Here is a 20,473-nt window from a genome sequence, read left to right as displayed (position 1 = left end):
GCCCACGCGGGCCGCAAGAAATTTTTGGAGCCATGAGATGACAGACAGACTCACCCCCCTCGACGTGATGCGCGACGCACCCGTCATTCCGGTCATCGTGCTGAACGACGTGAAACACGCCGTGCCCCTGGCGCGCGCGCTGGTCGCAGGCGGCATCCGCATGCTCGAAGTGACGCTGCGCACGCCGCAGGCGCTGCAGTGCATCGAGGCCATCGCCAAGGAAGTGCCTGAAGCCGTTGCCGGCGCCGGCACCATCCGCAGCGCGGCCGACGCGCAGGCCTCGGCGCTGGCCGGCGCCAAGTTCGGCGTGAGCCCGGGCTACACGCGCGCGGTCGGCAAGGCCTGTCACGACCTCGGCCTGCCGCTGCTGCCCGGCGTGGCCACCGGCAGCGAGATCATGACGGCGCAGGAAGACGGCTACACCCAGCTGAAGTTCTTCCCCGCGCTGCAGGCCGGCGGCCTGCCGATGCTCAAGGCCTGGCAGGGCCCGTTCGGCGACGTCACCTTCTGCCCCACGGGCGGCATCCATGCGGGCAACGCAGCCGAGTTCCTCGCGCTGTCGAACGTGGCCTGCGTGGGCGGTTCGTGGATCGTGCCGACCGACGCCATCCGCGACGGCGACTGGACCCGCATCGAGCAACTGGCGCGCGCCGCGAGCCAGCTGCCGCGCTGAGCATGTCGGCCGATTTCGACGCGGGCGACCTCAAGGTCATCGCGTTCGACGTGTTCGGCACGGTGGTCGACTGGCACAGCGGCATCGCGGCCGAGGTCGAGCGCGTGCTGCCCGGCGTGGACGGCGCGGCCTTTGCGCTGGCCTGGCGCGCCGGCTACCAGCCCGCCATGAAGGCCGTGATGGAACGCATCGCGGCCGGCGAGGGCGGCTTCACGCTGCTCGACGAGCTGCACCTGAGCATGCTCGAACAGGTGCTGCACGACTTCAGCCTGGCCGACCACCTCGACAGCGCCGCCAAGCGCGACCTGAGCCGCGCCTGGCACCGCCTGCCGGCCTGGCCCGATGCGGTCGAGGGGCTCACGCGGCTGAAGAAGAAGTTCACCATCTGCACGCTCTCCAACGGCAACATCGGCCTGCTCACCGAGATGGCCAAGCGCGCCGGCCTGCCCTGGGACTGCGTGCTGTCGGCCGAGGTGTTCAAGGCCTACAAGCCCGACCCGCGCACCTACCTCGGCGTGGCGGGCGTGTTCGACGCCACGCCGGGCCAGGTCATGCTCGCCGCGGCGCACCACGACGACCTGGCGGCCGCGCGCGTGTGCGGCCTGAAGACGGCGTACATCGAGCGGCCCCACGAGTTCGGCCGCAAGCAGCCGAAGGACGTGTCGCCGCAGCCGGACAACAGCCTGCATGTGCGCGACATCGTCGCGCTGGCCGACCGGCTGGGCTGCTGATCAATCAGTCCGTGATGAGCTTTTCCACCGTGCGCAGGTTGCGCGTGGTGGTGCTCGACTTGTAGCGGGTCTTCGCAAGCAGCTTGGCCACCGGCGTCTCCAGGCTTTCGCCGCGCGGGCACTGCCAGTACAGCACGCCATCGCCGCGCACCAGCTGCTCGACCTTGGCATCGACCGTGCCGGCCTTGTCCATGATCTCGTCGAGCATCGCGGCGTCGGAGCCGAATACGAGGTACGGGTGGTGCGTGTCGTCGATGCGCTCAAAGGGATAGCCCGCCGCCATGTCGGCCACCTGCCGCTGCGTGAGCAAGACGATCCACGCCTCGTAGCCGAAGCACTGGCGCAGCGCCTGCTCGATGCGCGTGCGCAGCGCGGCGGCATCGAGTACGTCGGTGTCGAACAGCACGTTGCCGCTGGCGAGCACCGTGCGCACCACGCCGAAGCCGAGTTCGTCGACGAACAGCGCCTTCAGGTCGGCGCTCTTGATCGTGATGCCGTTGACGTTCACGCCGCGCAGCAGGGCGACGTAGCGCGTCAGCGGCGCGTCCTTCTTCTTTGTCTTCGGGCTTGCCATGGTGTTGCGTGCCGCCCGAAACGGCTCAGCGCAGGCCGCCGCCCGACGCGTTCTCGTTGCGCTGGATCAGCTCGATCTTGTAGCCATCGGGGTCCGTCACGAAGGCGATCACCGTCGTGCCGCCCTTGACCGGGCCGGCCTCGCGCGTCACGTTACCGCCGGCGGCCTTGATCTTGTCGCAGGCCGCGTAGGCATCGGGCACGCCGAGCGCGATGTGGCCGTAGGCGGTGCCGAGCTCGTAGCTCTCGGTGCCCCAGTTGTAGGTGAGCTCGATCTCGGCCTGGTCGGGGTTGCCGTTGCCGTAGCCGACGAAGGCGAGGCTGTACTTGTACTCGGGGTTTTCCGACGTGCGCAGCAGCGTCATGCCGAGCACCTGCGTGTAGAAGTCGATGGAGCGCTGGAGATTGCCAACGCGCAGCATGGTGTGGAGAAGTCGCATCTCGTGGGTCTGTCGTTATGGGGGGAAGGGGGCTATTGTCGCCCTCTGCTCAGGACGATCAAGCCGCCAGCGTCAGCAGGTGCGCTTGGTACTTCTTCAGGAAATCCATCAGGTGCCGTGGGTACTCGGGCACCACCGCCGCGCGCACGCTGGGCCGCGCCGCCAGCGCATGGCGCCAGGCATTCACCTTGGGCAGCGCATCGAACAGGTGCGAATCGCTGATCGCATCGAATACTTCGAAGTAGCGGAACACCGGTGCGAACACCGCGTCGACGAGGCTGAAGGCTTCGCCTGCGAAGTAGGGGCCTTGCCCCAGCGCGGCCTCGACGCGTTCGAACTTGGTGGCCAGCGCCTCGCGCTTCTGCGCGAACACGGCGGCGTCCTGCGTGGTCTCGTAGCCCCACAGGTCGGCGAGGATGGCCGAGCCGAACTCCATCCATGCACGGTGCTGCGCACGTGCGAGCGGGTCTTCGGGGTGCAGGCGGGCGCCGGGTTGCGTCTCCTCGAGGTACTCGCAGATCACGTTGCTCTCGAACAGCACGGCCTCGGTGCCGTCGGGGCGCTGCACCTTCAGCAGCGGCACCTTGCCCAGCGGCGAGATGTCGAGGAACCACTGGGGCTTGTTCGCGAGATCGATCACCACGCGCTCGAAGGGCACGTTCTTCTCGTGCAGTGCGATGGCGGCGCGTTGCACGTAGGGGCACAGCAGGTGGCTGACGAGGGTGAGGGCCTGGGTCATGGGGCGTTCCGTCTTCGAAGAAATGGGTGGTCGGATCGCCGCGATTCTTGCGGGCCTGAACAACCTTTTCTGGAAAAGCCCATTCGGGCGCCGCCCGGTTGCTACGGCTTGGGAAAGAGGTACGCGCCGGCCGCAGGCTTGAGAAGGGGCCTGAGTTCGGTGAACGGCAGCGCCACCGTGGTGCCGAGGCAGGCGCCGAGCGCGTGCGGCACGCCGCTGACCGCGACGGCCAACGCATCGCGCCCGCGGGTGCGCTCGAAATGCAACGCCAGGTACTCGGGCCACACCTCGTCGCAACCCGTGTAGTGCTGCGGTTCTGCGGCGGCTGCGGATTCGGGCCCGCGCCCTTCTGCCTTCAGCTTCTTCCCGATCAGCGCCATGAGCGTCTTGCTCGGCACGAACCCGTCCGGTGTCCTGGTGAACGTGCGGAACAGGTGATCGAAGTCGAGGTACTCGCCACGGACCAGGTCGAGCGTGTAGGGCGCGTAGTGGTTGTGGGGATGGGGGCCGCCGCAGTCAGTGCTCCCCGATTCGACGACGCTCATCAGCGTCGGGCTGAGAAAGGTGACGCGCACCGATTCCGCGTCGTAGTCCCCCAGCGAGCCGGCCGCCGGGTGCGTCGCGGTGTAGAGGGTGGCCTTGCATTCGAGCGCGGCGAGGCTGAGCTGTCCGTGCCTGCGCGCGAGGATGGCGTTGACCTTCTCGACCACGCGCGCATCCGGGTGTCGCGTGAGCCGCGGATAGGAAAAGCGCGTGCGCGGATCGATGACCATGCGCCATGCCACCGCTCCGCTGACGTGCTCCGCGCCTTGCTTGAGCGGGGTCTGCAGCTTCAGGTGGTCGTAGGGTGCCGTCTCGATGGAAACCGGTGCGTCCGAAGCCGCGCCGGTGGTGTTGCCTGGCGGGATGGCGCGCGTCACCGGCGCGGTGGCGCCGGGACTCCGGTCTGGGTCGTACTGGCGAACCTGTCGAAGCTCGAACGCGACGTTCTGCTTGCTGGGGCCATCGCTCCAACTTCCGGCAAAGGTGCCTTCGACCACCTGGCCGCGCCACGTCGGGCCCGGCTGCCGGGTCTGCGCATCTTCGAACAACGGCGCGTTGCCGCCTTGTGCCGCCCGGTACATCGCCTCGCCCTGGATCGGGAGGGCTTCCACGAGCTTCGTCACCGGCCCGGAGAGTGGAATGTCGACACCGTGGCGGCGATAGAAATACCGCCCGCCGCCAGTGGCATTCACTTCGAGCACGACCTCGCTGGTGCCGAGGGTGCCTTGGTAGACCGTACGGACTTCTGCCAGGGCCGGCACCGCCGACCCGAGCAATGTCGCCCACGCGAGGAAGAGTCGGGTCGCGTTGCGCACCGTGAGGCCTTTCGTTACGAGGCCGTCTCGAGCCAGTGCGTGATCCGCCCGTTGTGCATCACGCCGATGCGGTCGGCCATCGCATGCGCCTCGGCCTCGTTGTGCGTGACCAGGATCGCGGTCTGCCCGGCCTTCTTCAGGATGCCGCGCACCTCGGCGGTCAGGCGCTCGCGCGTGCCGCCGTCGAGGTTGGAGAACGGCTCGTCCAGCAGCAGCAGGGCCGGCGAGGGCGCCAGCGCGCGGGCCAGTGCGATGCGCTGCTGCTGGCCGCCCGACAGCTCGTGCGGGTAGCGCTCGCCGGCCTCGGCCAGGCCGACCAGCGCGAGCATCTCGGCCACGCGCGCCTTTTGCGCCGCGCGGCCCAGGCGGCGCGGGCCGAAGGCCACGTTCCTGGCGGCCGACAGGTGCGGGAACAGCGCGTACTCCTGGAACATCATGCCCACGCGCCGCTGCTCGGGCGGCAGGTGCTTCTGGGGCGACGACAGCAGCGTGTCGCCGAGGCGGATGGTGCCGGCGCGCACGGGCTCGAAGCCGGCGATGGCGCGCAGCACCGTGGTCTTGCCGCAGCCCGAGGGGCCGAACAGGCAGGCGATCTCGCCCGCGGGCAGGTCCAGCGAGAAGCCGTCGACCACCGTGTGCGGGCCGCGCGGCGTGTCGTACGCGAGCTGGAGCGAGTCGAGATGAAGCGGGGAACTCATGCGGGGTCCGTGTCGGGAGGCGTCACCGCCGGTGTCGTGCCGAGCTGGTTGCGCGCCAGCAGCACCACCGGCAGCAGGCCGGCGACCACGATGGCCAGCGCGGCGATCGCGCCTTCTTCGTAGGTGCCGCGCGCGGCCTCGGCGTAGAGCCAGGTGGCGAGGGTGTCGAAGTTGGCCGGGCGCAGCAGCAGCGTGGCCGGCAGCTCTTTCATGGCGTCGACGAAGACCAGCAGCGCACCCGCCGCGATGGCGGGCTGCAGCAGCGGAAGGTGCACGCGGCGCAGCGTGCCGCCGGTGGTTTCGCCGAGCAGGCGCGAGGCCTGCTCGATGGCCGGCGGAATGCGCGCCAGCCCGGCCTCGATGCCACCCACGGGCATCGCAAGAAAGCGGATGGCGCAGGCCATGACCAGCACGATGCCCGCGCCCATCAGCGGCAGGCCTTGCCAGCCCATCGCGCCGGCCAGCGCCGCGTCGAAGGCCAGCGCCGGCGTCAGCAGGCCGATGGCGAGCACCGTGCCCGGCACCGCGTAGCCCAGCGTGGCCGCGCGCGCCTGCCAGCGGGCGCGGTTGAGGCTCGTGCCCTGGCTGCGCGAGGCCCAGGCCACGACCAGCCCCGCCGCCACGGCCACCACCGTCACGCCGGCCGCGAGCGCCAGCGTGTTGCCCAGGCTGGCCACGAGGCCCTGCGAAATGCCGCCGCCCTGGTGCAGCCGCTTGCCGCTTTCCCAGACCAGGTACAGCGCGGGCGCGACAAAGCCGATCAGCACCGGCAGCGCCGCCGTCGCGGTCGCCGCCCAGGCCGCGCCGCCGTGCAGGCGCCGGGGCTGCACCGCGCGCATGCGCTGCGCGGAGCCGAAGCGCTGGTGCTGGCGGCCGTTGCGTTCGAGCCAGACCAGCGCCACCACCACGAACAGCATCGCGCAGGCGATCTGTGCGGCGCCGGCCAGGTCGGAGCGCGTGATCCAGGTGGTGTAGACCGCCACCGTGAGCGTGTTCACGCCGAGGAATTCGGAGGCGCCGATGTCGTTGAGCGTCTCGAGCAGCGCCAGGCTCAGGCCCACGGCCAGCGCCGGCCGCGCCAGCGGCAGCGCCACGCGAAAGAACGCGCCGCGGCGGCTCTCGCCCAGCGTGCGCGCCGCTTCCAGCAGGTGCGCCGGCTGGGTCATGAACATCGCGCGCGCCGTCATGTAGACGTACGGATAGAGCACGAAGCCCAGCACGAAGATCGCCCCCGGCATCGAGCGCAGGTCGGGCAGGCGGAACTGGCGCGGGCTGTCGAAGCCCAGCATCCAGCGGATCGCGCCCTGCACGGGACCGATGGGATGCAGCAGGTCGAGGTAGGCGAAGGCGACGATGTAGGTCGGCATCGCCAGCGGCAGCAGCAGCGCCCAGTTGAGCACGCCGCGGCCGGGGAAGTCATGCGCCGTGACCAGCCAGGCGCAGCCGGTGCCGATCACGAGGACGAGGGTGCCGACGCCCGCGAGCAGCAGCGCCGTGTTGAACGCCGCCTGCGGCAGCACGTGCGCGAACAGCGGTCCCCAGTGGCCGACGCCCGAGCCGAACGCGAGCCAGGCCAGCGTGAGCACCGGCGCGAGCACGCCGAGGGCGATCAGGAACGACGCGCAGCGCCATGCCGGGCCCGCGGCGCGCAGGCCCGGCGGCTGGCGCCGCGAAATCAGCATTCAGTTGCCGGCAAGGTGTGCCCGGCCATGCAGGTCACTGGTCGAAGCCGACCTTGTCGACGAGGGCGCTGGCCTGCTTGCGGTACTTGGCAATCTCGGTCAGCGGCAGCGGATCGACCTTCAGCTCGCCGATGGCCTGGCCGATGATCGGGTCGAGGGCCACGCCCTTGCGCACCGGGTACTCGTAGTTGGCGTCGGCGTACAGCGCCTGGGCCGGTTCCGACACCAGGAACTCGAGCAGCTTGACCGCGTTGGCGCGCTGCGGCGCGTTCTTGGCCACGGCCGCGCCGCTGATGTTCACGTGCGTGCCGCCGCTCTTGGCGCTGGCGAAGGTCGGGCGGATCACCTTGATGGCGTCGCCCCACTTGCGCGCGTCGGTGCCTTCCTTGGCGCTCTTCATCTGGCCCACGTAGTACGAGTTGGCCACGCCGATGTCGCAGATGCCGCCCAGGATGTCGCGCGCCACATCGCGGTCGCCGCCGGTGGCCTTGCGCGCCAGGTTGCCCTTGACGCCGCGCAGCCACTGCTCGGTCTTGGCTTCGCCGTCGTGCGCGATCATCGCGGCCACCAGGGCCGTGTTGTAGGGGTGCTGGCCGGCGCGGATGCAGACCTTGCCCTTGTACTTCGGGTTGGCCAGGTCTTCGTAGCGGAAGCTGGTCAGCGGCTGGTTCTTGTCGGCGTACAGCACGCGGGCGCGCAGCGAGAGCGCGAACCATTGGCCGTCGGCGCCGCGCAGGTTGGCCGGAATGGCCGACTCGAGCGCGGCCGACTTCACCGGCTGCGTCACGCCGCCTTCGACGAGGTCGACGAGGTTGCCGATGTCCACCGTCATCAGCACGTCGGCCGGCGAGCGGGCGCCTTCGGCCTTCACGCGTTCCAGCAGGCCGTCCTTCACGAACACCGTGTTGACCTTGATCTTGCTTTGCGCGCTGAACGCCGAGATCAGCGGCTGGATCAGCGCCGGCTCGCGCGTCGTGTAGAGCGTGAGCTCGTCATTGGCGGCGTGCGCGGGCAGGGCGGTGAGGGCGAGCCAGGCGGCAGAAACGCCGAGGAGGGCGTGCGCCACGCGGCCCTGGGGGTCGGAACGGTCGGTCATGAAGAGGATCCTCCAGGTGCGGTGAGGTGTTCTAGGAAAGGCATCGGCGACGACGGGTGCGTCGCTGATGAGAACAATTATCACTGACGGGGAGGGGTGGGTTTTCCTTTGGCTTACGGGTTGAGGGTTTACTGCGATGCGCTCGGCCGGGGGCTTCTAGGCCGTCAAGGCCACGACTTCCGCATCGGTCAGTTTCTGCGGTTGGTATCGCACCGATCGGACATGAAGGAACGGCTGGTTGCCGCCGGTGGCAAGGTTCCCGATGCCCAGGAAGTTCATGGGCGGGACCGTCGTCATGGCCGCTTTGAACAACTGGCCGTTGCATCCGTAGCGAAGGCCGTCGGCGCCATAGCTGACCGTGGTCTTGACCGGGCTGCCAACGGGGGTGCCGAGGAGTCCGACTCCTGGCGTGCTTGGGCCTGACACGCCATTGGCGTTGGAATACGCGTAGGCGGACCCCGTCGTATTGAAGCCGATGCCGACGCGGTTGGCGATGGCGGAGCCAATCTCGATCAGGTTGCGCGTCGACGAGTCTCCTTCTCTCGGCCGTCCGAACTCCATGAAGAGGGTGCCTTCGGCGGCATTGCACCAGCCTTTGGTCGTGTCGACGCGAATGACGTCGCCGGCGCGTGTCGTGGCGGCGGAGGTTGCGGTGTCTGCCTGGCGGGTGGCCGCGGTCGAGGTGGCGGCGTCCGCCGCTCGGGTGACCGTTGCGGTCGTCGTGGGGATGTAGCTGGTTGCCACAGGTCCCACCTCGACCTGGCCTTTGCATATCCAGACGGTCAGAGTGCTTGTGACAACCGTGTTTGCGTTGACGACCGGGTAGACCCCTCCGCTGGTGCTGCCCGCAGCCGTCACATTTTGAACAACCGCCCGCGTGAATCTGTCCACAAACTGGGCCGAATTGGCCGCTGTGATGATGAATGAGCCAAGCGCGGAGATGCCCGTGTAGTACATCGTGATCGACTCGCTTCCGGTCAGCGGTCGACTGAGTTTCACGTAGCTGCTCGAACTGTAGGCGGTGCCTCCCATGACCGTTGCGCCAATTCCGGAGCCGCCCTGCATGCGACAACCCGCGTAGCCCGTGGAGGTCATGGCCGGTGTGAAGGTCGTTGCGACGCAGGCTTCTCCGTCCACCGTTTCGCTGGAGACCAGTGGCGGCGTGGTCCCGCCGGCGACCCCAGCGGCGATCTGGCTGTTGAGCAGCAGGTTCGTGCTTTGCCCCTCCTGCATCAGCCACGGCGCGATGCTCAGATCGGTCGGGTTGTAGGTCATCCGCGCCGCGCCAGCCGCAGCAGTCTTCATTACACCCGTCGAGTCGAAATAAGTCCCGATGGACGCGCGGCTGATGAAGGTCTCGGCGCTCGGAACGTAGCTTGTAGCAAAGGCACCCGTTTCGAGCTGGGCGCCCCAGATCTGAAATGCACCGTGGTCGGTGCCGTCGCCGACATGAAATGGGTAGATGGCAAGCGTATCGCCGACGGTGATCCCCGTAGACTGGGTGAATGCGCAGCGGAACCATCCGCCGCCCACCGACCGCATTTCCCACCCATTGCCCGAGATAGAAGGACTGCCACCATGAAGCGTGGCATAGCCGAAAGTGAACTGCGCCGCTGTGGTCGTATTGCGCAGCTGTAGCGACACTGGAGCGTTCCTCGATACGTTCTTCAGATAGACGGAGAACGTCATCACCGTCGATGTAGCAGCCGCCGACTGGCCCAATGATCCGGTAGGTGTTCCGGAGACCTCGACGGCTCGCAATGTCCCGTCGGGGGCCAACTTGCCGGTCGCACGTGAGACTGCGCCGGCAAAGAACCATGGAACCAAATGCATGTCGCTGCTCTTGAGCAGGATGTTGGTGCGCTGCTCTTCCACCATCAGCACAGGCGGCAACGCCAGATTCGATGGCTCGTAGCTGTTGCGCGCAACGCCTGCCGCCGCATAACGCAGGATGCCTTCGGCGTCGTAGTAGCTGCCGATCGAGGCCCGTGCCGTGACCCCATCCCAACTGGGGATGTAGGAGCTGGCGAACGCACCCACTTCGAGCTGCGCACCCCAGATGTAGAGGCCGGCGACGCCGTCGCCGGGGCCGGTGCCGGCAGCCGCTGCGCCGGGGTAGACGGCCGCGGTCAGCGCCGCGGATGCGTCTGTCGTGAAGACGATCTCGACCCTGCGCCACCCACCGCCGACATCGACGATCCGTTTCGACACCTCCGTAAAGACAGAGATGGTGAAGAGGGAGATGGTCAAGGCCGACAGGTCGAAGGCGAAGCTGATTCTTTCGCCTGTTGTCGCGCCGGAAGCAAAGGCCCATCCATTCGAGGAGCCTGCGGCCTTCGCATAGAAAGAAAAGGCGTAGGTGATTGCGGCCGCCGCTTTGGCAGTCGTCTGCGACGCGCGGCCCACGGACGCGATCCCGCCGTTGAGCAAGGTCAGCTTGCAAGCATCCCAACGTCCGTTCGGCGCCTGGGCTGCGCCAGGCACGGCGGTGACGCTCGTCTTCGCCCAGACCGCGTTTTCAAATCGCGACGAAAACGCCAATTGGTTGATTCGCGCGTTTTCAATGAGCAGCCCCTTCGCCACCTTCGTGATCGGATCGAAGTCGAAGCGCGGCGTGGCGCAGGGCTCGATGAAGCCTTGGGCGTTGACGCGAGAGCCGTTCGTGCCGCCCGCATAGGTGAACAGCTCGGCAAAAGTCTTTTCGGTAAGTGTCGTTGTCATCTGGTTGAGTCCTCTGCGGGCTGCCTTGCGCGAACGCAGGCGGTACCTTCGGGTTCGGCGGCGGAGGGTTCCGCCGCCGGCCAGCCCATGGCGGCCATGGCAGTCTTTTCCTTGGTTGGCGATGACGACTTTCTCGCCGAACGCCCCAACGAAAAAGGCCGACATATGTCGGCCTTCAAAGAAGTGAGGGGCGCCCCGCAATTCAACGAGAGCGGGGTCTTTGGGACCTCACCGCCCCGCCGGCACCTCGAACACCAGGCACGTCGTCGTCGCATGCGCATACAGCGTGCCGTCCGCCCCGACCAGCCGCGCCTCGGCGGTCGCGAGCTGCTTGCCGCAGTGGATCACCTTGCCTTCGGCGCGCACGCGCTGCACCTTCGGCGTGAGGCCCTTGACGTAGTTCACGCTGAGTTCGGCCGTCGTGTACGCGCGACCGGGCGGCATCATGGTGTGGACCGAGCAGCCCAGGGCCGAGTCGAGCATCGTGGCGACCCAGCCGCCGTGGATGGTGCCCAGCGGGTTCAGGTGTTGCGGCAGCGGCGTGCCCTGGAAGATGGCGATGCCCTTGCTGACCGAGACGATGGTGAAGTCCAGCGTCTTGGCGATGGCGGCGTAGGGAATCTCGCCGTTGAGCATGGCCTGCATGACCTCCAGGCCAGTCTTGCCGGCGACCTGCTCGGGGCGCGCGAGCCCGGGGCCGGGGCCGTTCTCGAGGCGCTCGGCGATCTGCCGTTCTTCGGCGATCCATGCGTCGAGCAGATTGGAAGGGGTGTCGGTGAAAGCTTGCTGCGTCATGCCTGTGTTCCTGCTGGGGGCTTTGCGGGGAGGGGTTGATTGCATATGCAATAGTTGCACATACAATAATACCCCATGGACACTCCCACCCAACCCCGCGGCTGCACCAGCTTCAAGACGCGCCAGTTGATGCGCCGCCTGACGCAGCACTACGACGCCGAGGTGTCGCGCAGCGGCCTCAAGACCACGCAGTACTCGCTGCTGTCGCACCTCAAGCGCCTGGGCCCGATGCGCCCGGTCGACCTGGCGGGCGAACTGAAGATGACCGCGTCCACGCTGAGCCGCAACCTGCAGCCGCTCATCACCGCGGGCTGGGTGGCGCAAGTGGCGGGCGCCGATGCGCGCAGCCGGCTGGTGTCGCTCACCGACGCCGGCGAGGCCAAGTGGCGCGAAGCGCAGCAGCACTGGAAGACGGCGCAGCTCAAGCTCAATGCGCTGCTGGGCGTGGAGCGCGTGCTCGCGCTGCATGCGCTCATCGACGAATCGCTCGCGCTGCTCGGCACGGGCGAGCCGGTCGACGTGCAGGACTGACGCTCCCACCCCCTTTCAACGAACACGTTCCGCGCCCCTGAAGCCGCGCGGCCGGATTTCCTGTCTCTTCGTTTTCCCCCGACCCATTCCAACAGTTCCAGAGGTCCCATGTTCGCCACCCACGTCTCCGCATGGCTGCAGCGCCGCGGCATCCACTACGGCTGGATCGTCGCCGCCGTCACCTTCCTGACCATGCTCACCATGTCGGCCGCGCTCGGCCTGCCGGGCGCGATGATGAAGCCGCTCGGCGAGGAGTTCGGCTGGAGCACCGAGCAGATCTCGTCCGCGCTCGCGCTGCGCTTTGCGTTGTTCGGCCTCATGGGCCCGTTCGCCGCGGTGCTGATGGAGCGCTATGGCCTGCGCGCGGTGATGTGCGCCGGCCTCACGCTGGTCGGCCTGGGCATGGCGCTGGTCACCACGGCCTCGCAGCTGTGGCAACTGTTCGTGCTGTGGAGCCTGATGCTCGGCCTGGGCACCGGCATGACGGCGCTGGTGCTCGGCGCCGTGGTGGCCAACCGCTGGTTCGTCGCGCGGCGCGGCCTGGTCGTGGGCATGCTCACGGCCAGCGCGGCCACAGGCCAGCTGGCCTTCCTGCCGCTGGCGGCCTGGATGATCGAGCACTGGGGCTGGCGCTCGGCCATCGTGCCGATCGTGGTCGGCAGCGTGGTGATCGCGCTGCTCGCGCTGTGCCTGGTGCGCAACCGGCCGTCGGACATCGGCCTGCGGCCCTACGGCGAAGCGCCCGGCACGCAGCCGGCGCCGGCGCCCGCCTTCACGATGAACTTCGCCACGCCGTTCCGCGTGCTGCGCGAGGTGGCAACCAACCGCACCTTCCTGATCCTGGCCGGCACCTTCTTCATCTGTGGCCTGAGCACCAACGGCCTGGTGCAGACGCACTTCATCTCGCTGTGCGGCGACTACGGGATGAGCGCCGTGCCCGCCGCCTCGGTGCTCGCGATGATGGGCGCCTTCGACTTCGTCGGCACCATCCTGTCGGGCTGGCTCTCCGACCGCTACGACAACCGCAAGCTGCTCTTCTGGTACTACGGCCTGCGCGGGCTGTCGCTGTTCTGGCTGCCGCACTCCGAATTCACGATCTACGGCCTGGGCCTGTTCGCGATGTTCTACGGCCTGGACTGGATCGCCACCGTGCCGCCGACCGTCAAGCTCGCGGGCGCCGCCTTCGGCCCCGCGAAGGTCGGGCTGGTGTTCGGCTGGATCTTCGCGGCCCACCAGCTGGGCGCGGCCACCGCGGCCTACGGCGCGGGCTTTGCGCGCACGCTGCTGCTGACCTATACGCCGGCGCTGTACACGGCCGGCGCGGCCTGCCTGTTCGCGGCGGTGATCGTCATGGCGATCCGCCGTCCCGCCAAGACCGCTGCTGCACCGGCCGCGGCCACCAGCAACGCCGCCGCGCGCGCCTGACTGCCGGAGACCCGCATGACCACCCCCCAACAAGCGAACGGCGACCTCGACCCGCGCACGCGCCGCCTGCTCGAGGCGCCCATCATCCCCACGCTGCTGCGGCTGGCCGCGCCCAATGTGCTCGTGATGCTGGCGCAGGCCTCCGTCGGGCTCATCGAGACCTACTTCGTCGGCAAGCTCGGCACCGACGCGCTGGCCGGCATGGCGCTAGTGTTCCCCATCGTCATGCTGATGCAGATGACCTCCAGCGGCGCGATGGGCGGCGGCATCGCCTCGTCGATCGCGCGTGCGCTGGGCGCGCGCCGCCGGGGCGACGCCGATGCGCTGGTGTGGCACGCGGTGGTCATCGCGATCGGCTTCGGCCTGTGCTTCACGCTCGCGCTGCTGCTGGGCGGGCGCTGGCTGTACGGCGTGATGGGCGGCACCGGCGCCGCGCTGGAAGCCGCGCTCACGTACTCGAACTGGGTGTTCGCGGGTGCGGTGCTGGTGTGGCTCTTCAACTCGCTGTCCGCCATCATCCGCGGCACCGGCAACATGGCGGTGCCGGCCAACGTGACGGTGGTGGGCGTGGTGTTCCTTGTTCCGGCGTCGCCGCTGTTGATCTTCGGCATCGGGCCGTGGGGCGGCATGGGCATTGCGGGCGGCGCGCTGGCGCTCCTGCTGTACTACCTGCTGGGCTCGCTCGCGCTCATCGCCTACCTGCGCTCGCCGCGCAGCCTGCTGCGGCCCACGCTGGCGGCGTTCCAGATGCGCTGGCCGCTGTTCCGCGACATCCTGCGCATCGGGCTGGTGGGCACGGTGTCGACGGTGGCGACCAACCTGTCGATCGGTATCGCCACCGCACTCACCGGCCATTTCGGCGCGGGCGCGCTCGCCGGCTACGGCACGGCATCGCGGCTCGAGTACCTGCTGGTGCCGCTGGTGTTCGGCCTCGGTGCGCCGCTGGTCGCGATGGTCGGCACCTGCATGGGCGCAGGGCTGCGCGAGCGTGCGCTGCGTGCCACCTGGGCTGGCGCGGCGCTGGCCTTCGGCATGGCCGAGGTCATCGGGCTGGCTGCGGCGCTGTTCCCGCGTCCGTGGCTGATGCTGTTCGGCCACGACCCCGTGATGCTCGAGACCGGCGCACACTACCTGCGCGTGGTGGGGCCGCTGTACGGTTTCTTCGGTGTCGGGCTGGTGCTGTACTTCGCCTCGCAGGGCGCGGGCCGGCTGCTGTGGCCGGTGCTCGGCAACATCGCGCGGCTCGCCGTGGCGGGCACGGGCGGCTGGCTGGCGCTGCGTTGGGGCGGCGGGCTCACCGGCGTGTTCGCGGCGCAGGGTGTGGCGCTGGTGGTGTACGGCATCGTCATTGCCTCTGCCATCGCGGGCGGCGCGTGGTTCGGCCGCGTGGGCTGGCCGCGCACGACCCAGGGGTTGCTGCGCCGCGTGGCGCAGGCCTGAAGCGCACATCGATTTCTTTTCAACGAAAGGCTCGTCATGCAGATCAAGGATTCCGTCGTCTTCATCACCGGTGCCAACCGGGGGCTCGGCCTGGCGTTCGCCAAGGCGGCGCTCGCGGCCGGCGCGCGCAAGGTCTACGGGGCTGCGCGCGACCCCAAGAGCATCACGCTCGCGGGCGTCGTGCCCGTGGCACTCGACGTGACGCAGCCCGCGCAGATCGAGGCCGCCGCGCGCGCCTGCGGCGACGTGACGCTGCTGGTCAACAACGCGGGCATCTCGCGCGGATCGAGCTTCCTGGGCTCGCCCGACGCGGTGGCCGCGGCACGCGCCGAGTTCGAGACCAACTTCTTCGGCCCCTGGGCGCTCACGCAGGCCTTTGCGCCGGTGCTCGCGTCGAACGGCGGCGGTGCGGTCCTCAACGTGCTGTCGGCCCTGGCCTGGACGACGTTCCCCGGCGTGGCGACCTACAGCGCCACCAAGTCGGCGGCCTGGTCGCTGAGCAACGGCTTGCGCAACGAACTGGCGGGACAGGGCACGCAGGTCACGAGCCTGCACGTGGCGCTCATGGACACCGACATGGCGGCGCGCCTGCCCGGTCCCAAGACCTCGCCCGACGATGCGGCGCGACAGGCGCTGGCGGGCGTGGAAGCGGGGCTGCCCGAGGTGCTGGCGGACGAGGTCACGCGCCAGCTCAAGCAGAGCCTTTCGACCGAGCGGCCCGCTTATGCGAGTCCGCCGGTCTGAAGTGCGTCAATAGCGGTAGGGGTTGTTCGGGCGACGGTCGTAACGGTTGGGCACACCGTCGCCGTCGTTGTCCCGGCGGCCGTGGCGACGGCCTTCCCAGTCGCGGCGGCCGTGGTCGTAATAGCCGTGGCGACGCGGGCCGTCGTAGTAGCCCGGGTGGTAGTGGCGCGGGGGCGGCGGCGGGGCGTAGTAGTGATGGCGCGGCGGCGGCGCGGGGGTCACGTACACCTGGGCCTGGATGAACGGGCCGCCGGCCTGGGCATGGGCCGGCGCGGTGAGGGCGGCCAGCGACAGCAGGGCGGCAGCACCGAAGGCGAATGTCAGCTTTTTCATGGCGACTCCTGGGGAGTGATTGCGATGCCTCATCGTCGCGCCATTATGTGAAGTTCTTGTAAGCCGGAAGCGAAATCGCATGAAGAGCTGTAAGCCGCTGCGCGCACGCTTTTTCAGCGTGGCGGGGCCGGCAGCATGCGCCGCAGGGCTTCGAAGAACAGGTCGGACTGTTCCCGCTCGCCCTGGATCTGCGCCGCCACGTGCGCGGCCAGCTGGGCGTTGACGGGCACCAGCGGGCGCCCGGTCGATTGCGCGATCACCTGGTGCAGGCAGGCGCGCTCCAGGTAGTACAGGTCGTCGTAGGTATGGGCGATGGTGCCGCCCGCCACGATCACGCCGTGGTTCGCGAGAAAGGCCACGTCCTTGCCGGCCATGGCGCGCGCGATGCGCTCGCCCTCGGCGTCGTCCAGTGCCAGGCCGTTGTACTCGGCGTCGATGGCGATGCGGTTCATGTAGCGCATGGCGTTCTGGCTGGCGGTCGGGTCGAGTGCGCGGTCGACCGTGAGCGTCAGCGCCGTCGCGTAGGGCATGTGGCAATGCAGCACCACGGCGTGGCCCGTGAGCCGGTGCACCGCGCCGTGGATGAAGAGGGCGGTGGGCTCCACGCGATGGCGGCCCGCGAGCACTTCGCCGTGCACGTCGATCAGCACGATGTCGTCGGGACCGATCTCGCTCCAGTGCAACCCGCGCGGGTTGATGAGGTAGCGGTCCTGCGCGCCCGGCAGCAACACGCTGAAATGGTTGCACACACCTTCGGACAGCCCGTGGTGGGCCGCGGCGCGCAAGGCGAGCGCGAGGTCCTCGCGCAACTGGCGCACGGCGGGGCTGGCGTATTCGGAATCGGCGGACATCGCGGGGGTCTCCTTCTTTCTTGTGGTGGGTGAATTGTTCGTGCCGGATCAGGCGCGGGCCAGGCCGGCCCAGGCCGCCACGAAGCGCTGCGCGTCCTCGCGCACGGCGGCGGCGGTCTTGCCGGGCTTGTAGAGCGACGAGCCGATGCCGAAGCCGGCCGCGCCGGCCGCGCGCCACGCGCCCATGTTGTCGGGCGCGATGCCACCCACGGGCATCACGGGCGTGCCGGCCGGCAGCACCGCGAGCAGGGCCTTCACCACGGCGGGCGAGGCCAGCTCGGCCGGGAACAGCTTCAGGCCCGTGGCACCGGCCGCGAGCGCGCCGAAGGCCTCGGTCGGCGTCATCACGCCGGGCAGGCAGACCATGCCCAGGCGCGCCGCCTCGCGGATCACTTCCGCGTTGAAATTGGGCGACACGATCAGCTCGCCGCCGGCCGCATGCACCTCGCGCACCTGCTTCGCGTCGAGCACGGTGCCCGCGCCGACCAGCGCGTTCGGAAAGCGCTGGCGCATCAGCGCGATGCTCTCCAGCGGCTGCGGCGAATTGAGCGGCACTTCGAGCAGCCGGAAGCCGGGCTCGACGATGGCGTCGCCCACGGCAGAGGCTTCGGCGGGCGAGAGGCCGCGCAGGATGGCCACGAGCGGCAGGGCCTGCATCGCGGCGTTGAATTTATCGAGGGGCGTGGTCATGGGGCGGGTGTCCTGTCGGTGTCGAGGAAGCCGGACAGCGTGTGCAGTCCGGCCCAGGTGGCTTCGGCGCCGAGCGTGCGCGTGGCGACGCCGGTGGCGCGCAGGGCCAGGGTGTAGCGTTGGGTGAGGGCGGAAGAGCCGATCAGCACGACCTCGCCGACGGCCTGTACCGATTGCGTGCGCAGCTCTTCGCCGATGAGCAGGCCCGACAGGTAGCTCGACAGCTCTTCCTTGGGCATGCGCTCGAACAGCGCGAGCGTGCGGGTGCCGAAGGCGTTGTGCAGCAGGCCGTGGCCGTTCTCGGAGCGCGTCACGCCTTCGAGGAAGGCGGCTTCGTCGAGCGGCGCGGCCGCATCGAGCGTGCGCCCCAGGATCGAGTGCTGGCTCAGCAGCGCGTAGAACTCGCCCGTCATGTAGGTGCGAAAGCCCGCGACGCGGCCTTTCTTGACCGTGGCCCATTTGTTGTGGGTGCCGGGCAGCACGAAGACGCCATCGTCCAGGCCGGTGATCGTCATGGCGCCGAGGATCTGCACCTCTTCGCCGCGCATCACGTCGGGCACGCCGGCGTGCTCGTCGCTGAGGCCGGGCACGATGGCGATGCGTGCGCCGGGGATGGCGTCTGTGGCGATGATGCTGCGGCCTACTTCGACGCGGCCTGCGGGGCAGGGGCAGTAGGGCGCTTCGACCCAGCCCTGCTTGCTGCCGGCCATGCCGGAGATCAGGCAGCGCGTGTCTGCCAGGCGCATCCAGTCGCCGAACAGCGACTCGAACACGGCAGGAAAGCCGCCCTCGGGCACGGTGAGGATGCCGCGGGCGTCGCTGCGCTCTTCGATGACCTGCCCGCTCGGGTCGAGCAATGCACCGCGTAGCGAGCTTGTGCCCCAGTCGATGGCGATGAGTCTTGTCATGTTTGTCGTCTGTAGCGTTTCGAGAGGTTGTTCGGGGCGCGTGCACAGGCCACCGGGTACTTCCCTCCGCGAATGTCCCCCGGCCTGCGGCCTCCTCCTTGATTTCGCTGCGGGAAGCACCCAGTACCCTGAGCCCGGGAGGCGCGGTCGTCGTGCGGGCCGATCAACAACTGCTCTGAACCCGCTCACGTCGACGGGGTGCCTTGCGCAGCGAAATCAAGGAGGAGCCCGAAGGGCGGGGGACATTCGCGGAGCAAGGTACCCCGTCGGCGGGAGCGCGCCCTGGATCTCTCCAAATCAGTGATTGTCTCGCGGCACAAAAGCCCCACGACGACCACGCAGAAAGGCCAGGTCCGCCCCCTGGTCAGCCTGCAGCACCGTGTCGACGTACAGCTTCCAGTACCCCGAGTCCAGCAGCGCTTTGGGTGCCACCCACTTCGCGCGGCGCTTCGCCAGTTCCTCGTCGCTCACATGCAGGTGCAGCTTGCGGTTCGGCACGTCGAGCTCGACGATGTCGCCGTCCTGCACCAGCGCCAGCGGGCCGCCCGCAGCCGCCTCGGGCGCGGTGTGCAGAACGACGGTGCCGTAGGCGGTGCCGCTCATGCGCGCGTCGCTGATGCGGACCATGTCGGTGATGCCCTTGCGCAGCACCTTCGGTGGCAGCGGCATGTTGCCGGCCTCGGCCATGCCGGGGTAGCCCTTGGGGCCGCAGTTCTTGAGCACCATGATGCAGTGCTCGTCGATGTCCAGGTTCTCGTCGTCGATGCGCTTGTGCAGGTCGTCGGCGCTCTCGAAGACCACGGCGCGGCCCTTGTGCACCAGCAGCTCGGGCGTGGCCGCGCTGGGCTTGATGATGGCGCCGTTGGGCGCGAGGTTGCCGCGCAGCACGCAGATGCCGGCCTTGTCCTTGAAGGGCTCGGCCTGGGTGCGGATGACCTGCGGGTTGTAGTTCTCGGCGTCCTTCACGTTCTCCCACACGCTCTGGCCGGTGACGGTGAGGATGTCCTTGTGCAGGTGGTCGGCGATTTCCTTGATGACCACGGGCAGGCCGCCCGCGTAGCAGAAGTCTTCCATCAGGAACTGGCCCGAGGGCTGCAGGTTCACGAGGCAGGGCAGGTCGGCGGCGAGGCGGTCGAAGTCGTCGAGCGTGAGCTCGACGCCCATGCGCCCCGCGATGGCCAGCAGGTGGATCACGAAGTTGGTCGAACCGCCGATGGCCGCGTTGACCTTGATCGCGTTCTCGATGGCCTGGCGCGTAAGGATCTTCGACATGTTGAGGTCTTCATGCACCATGTCGACGATGCGCCGGCCCGCTTGCCGCGCCAGCACGTTGCGCCGGCCGTCGACGGCGGGGTAGGCCGCGTTGCCCGGCAGGCCGATGCCCAGCGACTCGACCATGCTGGCCATGGTGCTGGCCGTGCCCATCGTCATGCAGTGGCCGTGGCTGCGGTGCATGCAGCTCTCGGCCTCGAAGAAATCTTGCAGCTTGAGCGTGCCGGCGCGCACCTGTTCGCTCATCTGCCACACGCCGGTGCCCGAGCCCAATTCTTGCCCGCGCCATTTGCCCGAGAGCATCGGGCCGCCCGACACGCCGATGGTCGGCAGGTCGACGCTGGCCGCGCCCATCATCAGCGCGGGCGTGGTCTTGTCGCAGCCCATGAGCAGCACCACGCCATCGAGCGGGTTGCCGCGAATGCTTTCTTCGACGTCCATGCTCGCGAGGTTGCGGTACAGCATGGCGGTGGGGCGCAGGAGCGTCTCGCCCAGCGACATCACCGGGAACTCGAGCGGGAAGCCGCCGGCCTCGTACACGCCGATCTTCACCTGCTCGGCGAGCGTGCGGAAGTGCGAGTTGCAGGGCGTGAGTTCGCTGAAGGTGTTGCAGATGCCGATGACCGGGCGGCCGTCGAACTGGTCGTGCGGCACGCCCTTGCCCTTCATCCAGCTGCGGTAGATGAAACCGTCGCGGTCGTGGCGTCCGAACCACTGCTGGCTGCGCAGTTCGCTGGCGGGCTTTTTCTTCGGGGCGTTGCTCATGGGATGTG

At 68.8% G+C, this 20,473-nt stretch carries 19 protein-coding genes and 1 pseudogene; 6 read left to right on the top strand and 14 right to left on the bottom strand.

Annotated elements, in window-relative coordinates; translation table 11 throughout:
• The first annotated feature begins 37 nt into the window (after positions 1 to 37).
• Together eda and FFI97_RS03630 are read left to right on the top strand one after the other, a co-directional pair.
• Positions 38 to 673, top strand: coding sequence for a bifunctional 4-hydroxy-2-oxoglutarate aldolase/2-dehydro-3-deoxy-phosphogluconate aldolase (gene eda / locus FFI97_RS03635; protein WP_095949017.1), 636 nt, complete (start codon positions 38 to 40; stop codon positions 671 to 673).
• 2 nt (positions 674 to 675) lie between these two features.
• Complete coding sequence (locus FFI97_RS03630) at positions 676 to 1,404, top strand: haloacid dehalogenase type II (RefSeq protein WP_139702880.1); 729 nt, start codon at positions 676 to 678, stop codon at positions 1,402 to 1,404.
• Positions 1,405 to 1,408: 4 nt separating this feature from the next.
• Here the strand turns inward: FFI97_RS03630 and FFI97_RS03625 are convergent, their stop codons facing one another.
• The 9 genes from FFI97_RS03625 to FFI97_RS03585 all read right to left on the bottom strand — a co-directional run bounded on the left by FFI97_RS03625 (position 1,409) and on the right by FFI97_RS03585 (position 11,506).
• Positions 1,409 to 1,978, bottom strand: coding sequence for a DUF1697 domain-containing protein (locus tag FFI97_RS03625; RefSeq protein ID WP_139702879.1), 570 nt, complete (start codon positions 1,976 to 1,978; stop codon positions 1,409 to 1,411).
• Between the two features lie 25 nt (positions 1,979 to 2,003).
• Entirely contained in the window at positions 2,004 to 2,417 is a 414-nt protein-coding gene (gloA, locus tag FFI97_RS03620; RefSeq protein WP_139702878.1) for a lactoylglutathione lyase, read from the bottom strand.
• Positions 2,418 to 2,475: 58 nt separating this feature from the next.
• On the bottom strand, positions 2,476 to 3,156 hold the full coding sequence (locus FFI97_RS03615; protein WP_139702877.1) for a glutathione S-transferase family protein: 681 nt from the start codon (positions 3,154 to 3,156) through the stop codon (positions 2,476 to 2,478).
• Positions 3,157 to 3,257: 101 nt separating this feature from the next.
• Positions 3,258 to 4,514 (bottom strand): hypothetical protein, encoded by a 1,257-nt coding sequence (locus tag FFI97_RS03610; RefSeq protein WP_139702876.1) that lies wholly within the window; start codon positions 4,512 to 4,514, stop codon positions 3,258 to 3,260.
• Positions 4,515 to 4,528: 14 nt separating this feature from the next.
• Positions 4,529 to 5,212, bottom strand: coding sequence for an ABC transporter ATP-binding protein (locus FFI97_RS03605; RefSeq protein WP_139702875.1), 684 nt, complete (start codon positions 5,210 to 5,212; stop codon positions 4,529 to 4,531).
• Positions 5,209 to 6,894, bottom strand: a complete 1,686-nt coding sequence (locus FFI97_RS03600; protein ID WP_139702874.1) for an ABC transporter permease — start codon at positions 6,892 to 6,894, stop codon at positions 5,209 to 5,211. Before FFI97_RS03600 ends, FFI97_RS03605 begins: the two co-directional genes overlap by 4 nt.
• Positions 6,895 to 6,928: 34 nt before the next feature.
• Positions 6,929 to 7,990 carry a Fe(3+) ABC transporter substrate-binding protein gene (locus tag FFI97_RS03595; protein WP_139702873.1) on the bottom strand — a complete coding sequence of 354 codons (1,062 nt, stop codon included), beginning with the start codon at positions 7,988 to 7,990 and terminating at the stop codon, positions 6,929 to 6,931.
• 156 nt (positions 7,991 to 8,146) lie between these two features.
• Positions 8,147 to 10,876, bottom strand: a complete 2,730-nt coding sequence (locus tag FFI97_RS03590) for a hypothetical protein (protein ID WP_139702872.1) — start codon at positions 10,874 to 10,876, stop codon at positions 8,147 to 8,149.
• 63 nt (positions 10,877 to 10,939) lie between these two features.
• Positions 10,940 to 11,506 carry a PaaI family thioesterase gene (locus FFI97_RS03585; protein ID WP_062480131.1) on the bottom strand — a complete coding sequence of 189 codons (567 nt, stop codon included), beginning with the start codon at positions 11,504 to 11,506 and terminating at the stop codon, positions 10,940 to 10,942.
• Positions 11,507 to 11,581: 75 nt separating this feature from the next.
• Between FFI97_RS03585 and FFI97_RS03580 the strand changes: the two genes are divergently transcribed.
• The 4 genes from FFI97_RS03580 to FFI97_RS03565 all read left to right on the top strand — a co-directional run bounded on the left by FFI97_RS03580 (position 11,582) and on the right by FFI97_RS03565 (position 15,646).
• Positions 11,582 to 12,037 carry a MarR family winged helix-turn-helix transcriptional regulator gene (locus tag FFI97_RS03580; RefSeq protein WP_139702871.1) on the top strand — a complete coding sequence of 152 codons (456 nt, stop codon included), beginning with the start codon at positions 11,582 to 11,584 and terminating at the stop codon, positions 12,035 to 12,037.
• Between the two features lie 108 nt (positions 12,038 to 12,145).
• Positions 12,146 to 13,462, top strand: a complete 1,317-nt coding sequence (locus FFI97_RS03575) for an MFS transporter (protein WP_144004362.1) — start codon at positions 12,146 to 12,148, stop codon at positions 13,460 to 13,462.
• Between the two features lie 15 nt (positions 13,463 to 13,477).
• Complete coding sequence (locus tag FFI97_RS03570) at positions 13,478 to 14,902, top strand: MATE family efflux transporter (RefSeq protein ID WP_095949010.1); 1,425 nt, start codon at positions 13,478 to 13,480, stop codon at positions 14,900 to 14,902.
• Between the two features lie 36 nt (positions 14,903 to 14,938).
• Complete coding sequence (locus FFI97_RS03565; RefSeq protein WP_139702870.1) at positions 14,939 to 15,646, top strand: SDR family oxidoreductase; 708 nt, start codon at positions 14,939 to 14,941, stop codon at positions 15,644 to 15,646.
• A 6-nt stretch (positions 15,647 to 15,652) separates the two neighbouring features.
• Here the strand turns inward: FFI97_RS03565 and FFI97_RS03560 are convergent, their stop codons facing one another.
• The 5 genes and pseudogenes from FFI97_RS03560 to FFI97_RS03540 all read right to left on the bottom strand — a co-directional run bounded on the left by FFI97_RS03560 (position 15,653) and on the right by FFI97_RS03540 (position 20,465).
• The gene (locus FFI97_RS03560; protein ID WP_095746254.1) at positions 15,653 to 15,979 is read right to left on the bottom strand and encodes a hypothetical protein; all 327 of its coding nucleotides are present in this window, start codon (positions 15,977 to 15,979) and stop codon (positions 15,653 to 15,655) included.
• 113 nt (positions 15,980 to 16,092) lie between these two features.
• Positions 16,093 to 16,845, bottom strand: a pseudogene (locus FFI97_RS03555) (aldolase); the annotation flags it as partial.
• Between the two features lie 33 nt (positions 16,846 to 16,878).
• On the bottom strand, positions 16,879 to 17,520 hold the full coding sequence (locus FFI97_RS03550; protein ID WP_139702868.1) for a 2-dehydro-3-deoxy-6-phosphogalactonate aldolase: 642 nt from the start codon (positions 17,518 to 17,520) through the stop codon (positions 16,879 to 16,881).
• On the bottom strand, positions 17,517 to 18,428 hold the full coding sequence (locus FFI97_RS03545; RefSeq protein WP_062480116.1) for a 2-dehydro-3-deoxygalactonokinase: 912 nt from the start codon (positions 18,426 to 18,428) through the stop codon (positions 17,517 to 17,519). Before FFI97_RS03545 ends, FFI97_RS03550 begins: the two co-directional genes overlap by 4 nt.
• 297 nt (positions 18,429 to 18,725) lie before the next feature.
• Positions 18,726 to 20,465, bottom strand: a complete 1,740-nt coding sequence (locus FFI97_RS03540; RefSeq protein WP_139702867.1) for an IlvD/Edd family dehydratase — start codon at positions 20,463 to 20,465, stop codon at positions 18,726 to 18,728.
• Positions 20,466 to 20,473: the final 8 nt, after the last annotated feature.

It is taken from the genome of Variovorax sp. KBS0712 (assembly GCF_006323185.2).
GTDB classification, from domain to species: Bacteria; Pseudomonadota; Gammaproteobacteria; order Burkholderiales; family Burkholderiaceae_C; genus Variovorax; species Variovorax boronicumulans.
Note: the sequence above shows the minus strand (reverse complement) of the source record. Positions and strands in the feature narration are given on the sequence as shown.